This window comes from Chloroflexus sp. (assembly GCF_034432675.1).
Taxonomy (GTDB): Bacteria; Chloroflexota; Chloroflexia; order Chloroflexales; family Chloroflexaceae; genus Chloroflexus.
This window is the reverse complement of record NZ_DAOUBI010000148.1, coordinates 1-5,259: the sequence shown is the minus strand read 5'-3', so window position 1 is coordinate 5,259 and position 5,259 is coordinate 1. Positions and strand designations below refer to the sequence as shown.

The 5,259-nt window shown below is 55.0% G+C and carries 8 protein-coding genes; all 8 read right to left on the bottom strand.

The window, feature by feature from the left end; translation table 11 throughout:
• Positions 1–292: 292 nt before the first annotated feature.
• The 8 genes from VAE55_RS11380 to VAE55_RS11345 all read right to left on the bottom strand — a co-directional run bounded on the left by VAE55_RS11380 (position 293) and on the right by VAE55_RS11345 (position 5,153).
• The gene (locus VAE55_RS11380) at positions 293–739 is read right to left on the bottom strand and encodes a hypothetical protein (RefSeq protein WP_012256347.1); all 447 of its coding nucleotides are present in this window, start codon (positions 737–739) and stop codon (positions 293–295) included.
• 281 nt (positions 740–1,020) lie between these two features.
• Entirely contained in the window at positions 1,021–1,830 is an 810-nt protein-coding gene (locus VAE55_RS11375; RefSeq protein WP_322815898.1) for an alpha/beta hydrolase, read from the bottom strand.
• Between the two features lie 2 nt (positions 1,831–1,832).
• Positions 1,833–2,195 carry a hypothetical protein gene (locus VAE55_RS11370; RefSeq protein WP_322815897.1) on the bottom strand — a complete coding sequence of 121 codons (363 nt, stop codon included), beginning with the start codon at positions 2,193–2,195 and terminating at the stop codon, positions 1,833–1,835.
• 33 nt (positions 2,196–2,228) lie between these two features.
• Positions 2,229–3,500, bottom strand: coding sequence for a serine--tRNA ligase (gene serS, locus VAE55_RS11365; RefSeq protein ID WP_322815899.1), 1,272 nt, complete (start codon positions 3,498–3,500; stop codon positions 2,229–2,231).
• Positions 3,501–3,577: 77 nt separating this feature from the next.
• Positions 3,578–4,075, bottom strand: a complete 498-nt coding sequence (locus VAE55_RS11360; protein ID WP_322815896.1) for an 8-oxo-dGTP diphosphatase — start codon at positions 4,073–4,075, stop codon at positions 3,578–3,580.
• Positions 4,076–4,092: 17 nt separating this feature from the next.
• Complete coding sequence (locus tag VAE55_RS11355; RefSeq protein WP_242605029.1) at positions 4,093–4,572, bottom strand: NUDIX domain-containing protein; 480 nt, start codon at positions 4,570–4,572, stop codon at positions 4,093–4,095.
• Positions 4,573–4,744: 172 nt separating this feature from the next.
• Entirely contained in the window at positions 4,745–4,924 is a 180-nt protein-coding gene (locus tag VAE55_RS11350) for a hypothetical protein (RefSeq protein WP_322815895.1), read from the bottom strand.
• Positions 4,905–5,153 carry a TSUP family transporter gene (locus tag VAE55_RS11345; RefSeq protein WP_322815894.1) on the bottom strand — a complete coding sequence of 83 codons (249 nt, stop codon included), beginning with the start codon at positions 5,151–5,153 and terminating at the stop codon, positions 4,905–4,907. The genes VAE55_RS11350 and VAE55_RS11345 overlap by 20 nt, the downstream gene beginning before the upstream one ends.
• Between the last annotated feature and the right edge of the window lie 106 nt (positions 5,154–5,259).

The window sequence follows — 5,259 nt, the reverse complement described above, 5'->3', positions numbered from 1 at the left end:
CTGAATCGGCGCACTACCATCGGGCCAGTCGCTCACAACAGCACTCATAGCGATCATCCCCGCTGATACGCACGTGGTTAACACCAGTTGTGGGTAATGCATAGGGATCGTCGTGGAGGGGATGGTTAATCGCGGATCACCCCATATCGGGTGCCAGCCAGTGATAAACAAGGCTTGATATTACAAAGCTAATGACTACACCGCAACGAATGAGGAGGTACCTTGCAGTAACGAGGAATATTCAACGGCATACTGTGCGTTCATCAGGTGTGGGCAACGGATATAACAGCCTCTACTGTCGGAACAGCCGGTCGAGCGCTGCGTTCCACGCCTTCATCCGCTCCGGGTCGCCACCGACATCTGGATGATGCAGGCGTGCCATCGCTTTGCGAATAGCATTTGCTTCATCTTCACTGATCTGACCAACCAGCGAACTGATGTCAATTGCCGCCCCTGGTCGAATCTCTTCGTGCAACGAGGATTCGAGACGTTGGGCACGGGCACGCCACATATCTCGCTCGTGACAGAGCACAGTGTTTTCGCGCATCGTCTCGGTGAGCGTCTCAACCATCTTGGCATGAGCACGTTGGGCTTCTTGCGCCGCAGCTATCGCCTTCTCCAATTGACGACGCAACGTTCGGATCAGCGCCTGAGCTTCACTCAGTTCACGGCGCAGTATCTCCATCTCCCGTTGGGCGTAACTGTCACTGGTTGGCGTTAACTCATCCGAGGTTAACACACGTCACTCCTCTACCGTACACTTCCTATTGTATTTAGTATAACGCACCCTGGAACAACCGGCATGACTTTTTTATTATACCGCATAAAAAGCGGTACGGGTCGCGGGGCATTGCCGCCGCGACCCATTACACATGTGGCAACGGCCACTTATCGGTGGCCGTAAGGGGATTATGGGGAGCAACAGTGAGGATTGGGAGGATACATGTCGGGCGATGTCTGTTGCTCCATCGCTCGACCTGTGAAAAGTATAGCAAATCAAGATACGGGCGTCTATCCGCCTTAAGACCGATTTAGGGAACATGCCTTGTCAATCGCCTGCACGATGGTTTGCCATGCCTGACTATGGGGTGTCGTGAGTTCAAAGTGGCCACAGTTAGGCACGATTGTCAGATGTGCCAGATCGCCGGCCTGACGGGCGGCGTCAACAAAAGCCGCCACATACGACGCCGGTACAATCGGGTCATCAGCACCCACGAGGTGATAGTGTGGTACGTCGAGTGGTAGACGTGCGTGAGGTGATGTTTCAGCGCAGTGCGCTTCTTCGTTGTCGATCAGTTCCAGACAGGCAGTGCCACAGGCCGTAGCGGTGACACCCCGGCGTAGATCGGCAACTGCCGCCAGTGCCACCACACCGTGTACCGGTAACGGATGGGGGGTGTACAGCGGGCTGGTGGGAGGAAGCTTTGGCCGCATAGCCAGCCAGAGCGCCAGATGCCCACCGGCTGAATGGCCAACAACCACGACCCGACTCAGGTCAAGCGGATAGTGTTCCGCCAATACCCGCAGATGATCGGCACCGGCAGCAACGTCAAGAAATGTGTACGGCCACCCACCACCATTTCCCAGCCGACGGTACTCCAGATTCCACACGGCATAACCGTGTGCGCGTAACGCTGCACAACACTCGCCAAGCGGGGTAAGGGGGTAAGCGGCCTGCCAGCAGCCGCCATGAATCATCATCACGACCGGCGCCGGGTGTACCTGTGCAGGCAAATACAGATCGCCAAATTGATCGGGGTGATCTCCGTAACGAATACTAACGTCAGGCGAAACAATCGGTTGCGCCATATAATCGCTTACTGTCAGCATGATCATTCAGCTTCAGCCCAGGCCAGATAATCGGCCAGCGACCCATTAAAATAGACGTGGACAACCTGGTTGAAGGTAATTCGACTCACCGCATCCCAGACCTCATTGGGATCGGTGCTGTAGGCAACCAGCATCGCCTGCTCAGGATGTTCTTCGTCTTCGCCGGGAGGAATCACCAGTGCCAGCCATTGGCCGGGGTAGCGCTGTTCGATCAGCGCTACCGGCTCCACCCAACCACGTTCGACCATCCCGGTGTATGGGCAACCACACCCACAATCTGGCCCACAACTGCTATGATTACCGGTACCGCAACTCGGACTGGTACCACCGTGCATTGAGCTGGTGAGCTGAATCACAACCGGCATAGGCGTTGTTTCCTGCTTGATGCGGATCGCAGCTTACGGCCCGATCCGTTCCATGCCACCCATGTATGGCCGTAACACCTCAGGAATCAGGATACTTCCGTCTTCCTGCTGATAATTCTCCATAATCGCGATGATTGTGCGCGGCAATCCCAACCCCGAACCGTTCAGCGTGTGTAAAAACTCAGGCTTTGCTCCCGGTTCAGGTCGGTAGCGCAAATTGGCGCGTCGGGCCTGAAATGCTTCCACATTCGAGCACGAGCTGACTTCAAGCCATTCGCCCACACCCGGCGCCCAAACTTCAATGTCGTAGGTCTTGGTTGAACCAAAACCGAGATCGCCGGTACAGAGCAGTTTCGTGCGGAACGGCAACCCTAACCGGCGGGCACACTCTTCAGCATCGCGGCGCAGTTTTTCGAGCGCCTGATAGCTCTGATCAGGCGTCACAAACATATACATCTCAACCTTGTCGAACTGATGGCCGCGCTTGATACCACGCACATCACGCCCGGCGCTAAGCTGCTCTTTGCGGAAACAGGGCGTATAGGCAACGTGATAGATCGGCAACTGACTCGCGTCGAGGATTTCATCGGCGTAGAGACTGGTCAACGGAACTTCTGCCGTTGGCACCAGCCATAAACCCGACTCTTCGTCGCGGTAGAGGTTATCGCGGAACTTCGGCAACTGACCTGATGCCCACAACACCGATTCTTTGACCACAAAGGGTGTGTACACTTCCTGGTAACCCTGTTCCAGGTGCAGATCGATCAACCACTGAATAACAGCGCGCTGAAGGCGGGCGCCCGCCCCACGCATCACGTAAAAACGGGAACCGGCCAGCTTCACCCCGCGTTCAAAATCGATGATGCCTAACGCCTCACCCAATTCCCAGTGCGGACGGGCCGGAAAGGGCAACTGCCGCTCTTCACCCTCTTGATAGATCACCACATTGTCGCGATCATCAACCCCATTGGGAACATCAGGATGGGGCAGATTGCGAATTTCGAGCATCACTGCCCGCTGTTGCTCTTCCACCTCGGCCAGTTGCCGGTCGAGCGCGGCGATTTCATCACCCAACTGGCGCATCGCGTTTATCTTTGCCTGCCGCTCAGCCGGGTCTTTCATCGCACCAATCTGCTTCGAGACGGTATTGCGCTCAGCTTTGCGTGTCTCCACCTCATAAATCAAGCGTCGGCGTTGTTCATCAAAAGCCAGCACCTGATCGACGACTGCCCCATCAACCCCACAACGAGCGAGCCGGCGTTTTACTTCATCGGGTTGTTCACGAATGAGTTTAATGTCAAGCATAGGCTTCTGCCGCAATCCACGACGCTGTCGCATAACAGCGCACCACGATAGGATGAGAGCAATTATACCACGATGCGTTAGCCTGTACCGATCCGTGAGAAGTTCCAGGCCACCGGTTGACCGTTCGCATAAGGCATCACGCCATGGAATGGACGCGGATCGTCATCGAAGACCAGCGGGAGAAAAAATCGATCACCCGGCCACAGAGGAAGGTGCATGACGCGCTGGAGCGGTACCCATTCAAGGGTACCTTCATCGTTGGAAGGCGGCGGCTCACCGGCGAAACGCGTGATTAAGAAGATAAACGCAAACCAGTCTTCACCATGTTTGCCGAACCCCGGCCAGCTTACTGTACCTCGCAATGTCAGTTCGAGCGCAGTAATGCCGGCTTCTTCAAACAATTCGCGCTGGATACCGGCAACAATCTCTTCATCGCGTTCGAGCTTACCACCCAGGCCGTTATACTTACCTAAATGTTGATCACCGGGACGGGCATTGCGATGAACCATCAAGACCGATCGCCGGTCGGGCGATAGCACATAACCAAGTGTGGCCAGAATTGGTGTGTAGGGCATAACCACCTCAACAACAACTACCAGGATGCAAAGATTCCACGTTCGCCACGCCGTGCCTCGGCAATGCGCCGCGCACTACCGGCTTCCACGCCTGCGGGCAACTGATCGGGATGAAAGAAGCGCGCATCACAAATCTCCAGATCGCCGGTTGGCGGCACCGGCGGCCCCTCGGCTGCTGCCGTAAATACAATAATATAATCGCTCAGACCGTCGGCCAGATAATGAAAGACCCCATGCAGCGCCGTGATGGTGACCGGGCAGCCACTCTCTTCCAGCGCTTCACGACGGGCAGCATCGGCAGGCGTCTCACCCCGGTCAATAGCACCGCCGGGCAATCCCCACGGCGCTGCTCCTCCGCGATGCCGCACCAGCAAAAATGAATCACCCTGCTGGACAATCACCCGCACACCAATTGCACGCGGACGAAGCACACGCCAGGCAACAAACCGCATGTTTATCAGAAACTGGTAGGTTGTCGAAAGCAACCATTCGCGCATGAGATAAGCTCGTTCGTGATACAAACACCCCTATCCTGTAACAGGACAGGGGTACTGTTATACATTTCGTCAGATTGCTGCCTTTTCAATATGCCTATTTACATGATAACACGTGCGAGTGGTGGTGGCAACCTGTATCTGATTATTGCCAGTTATAACCCGGTCACGACATTTATCCTAAAATTTGAAAGAGTTTATACAGCGTCATCACAACGATGAGCACCCCAAAAGCCTGCTTGAGCCGCTGACCGGGAACATAGAGACTGGTCAGACGTGCACCAAAAAATGAACCCGCTGCCCCAACAACTACCAGAATGGCTCCGAGCGTCCAATTAATGGTTGCGGTTGCCAAATGAGGGAATCAATGCTGAGAAGGAAGGCGGCATTACTGCGAGTGTATTAATTGCGGCTGCGTGCTTTGGCTCGTAGTGCAGTAAAATCAGGGTTGGCAACAGCAGAAATCCTGGACCAACACCGAGCATACCGGCTACTACAGAAATTGGAGCGGCGAACAGCAGCGCAAGACCCAGATTTGGCTCAACCGATCTCGTTCCACCGGCTGATTTATCTGGCAGAAACATTCGCCAGGCCAGGAAAGCTACAGCAGCAAAGTAGAACTTATTTCAAAATTCGGTCAATGCACCACAACATGATAGCGACGAGACAACATGCACGAGAGCTATGCAG

Bases quoted from the DNA above. Each gene is read 5' to 3' on its own strand.
- VAE55_RS11375 (WP_322815898.1), bottom strand. From the start codon at position 1,830: ATGCTGACAGTAAGCGATTATATGGCGCAACCGATTGTTTCGCCTGAC.
- VAE55_RS11370 (WP_322815897.1), bottom strand. From the start codon at position 2,195: ATGCCGGTTGTGATTCAGCTCACCAGCTCAATGCACGGTGGTACCAGT.
- serS (WP_322815899.1), bottom strand. From the start codon at position 3,500: ATGCTTGACATTAAACTCATTCGTGAACAACCCGATGAAGTAAAACGC.
- VAE55_RS11360 (WP_322815896.1), bottom strand. From the start codon at position 4,075: ATGCCCTACACACCAATTCTGGCCACACTTGGTTATGTGCTATCGCCC.
- VAE55_RS11355 (WP_242605029.1), bottom strand. From the start codon at position 4,572: ATGCGCGAATGGTTGCTTTCGACAACCTACCAGTTTCTGATAAACATG.
- VAE55_RS11345 (WP_322815894.1), bottom strand. From the start codon at position 5,153: ATGTTTCTGCCAGATAAATCAGCCGGTGGAACGAGATCGGTTGAGCCA.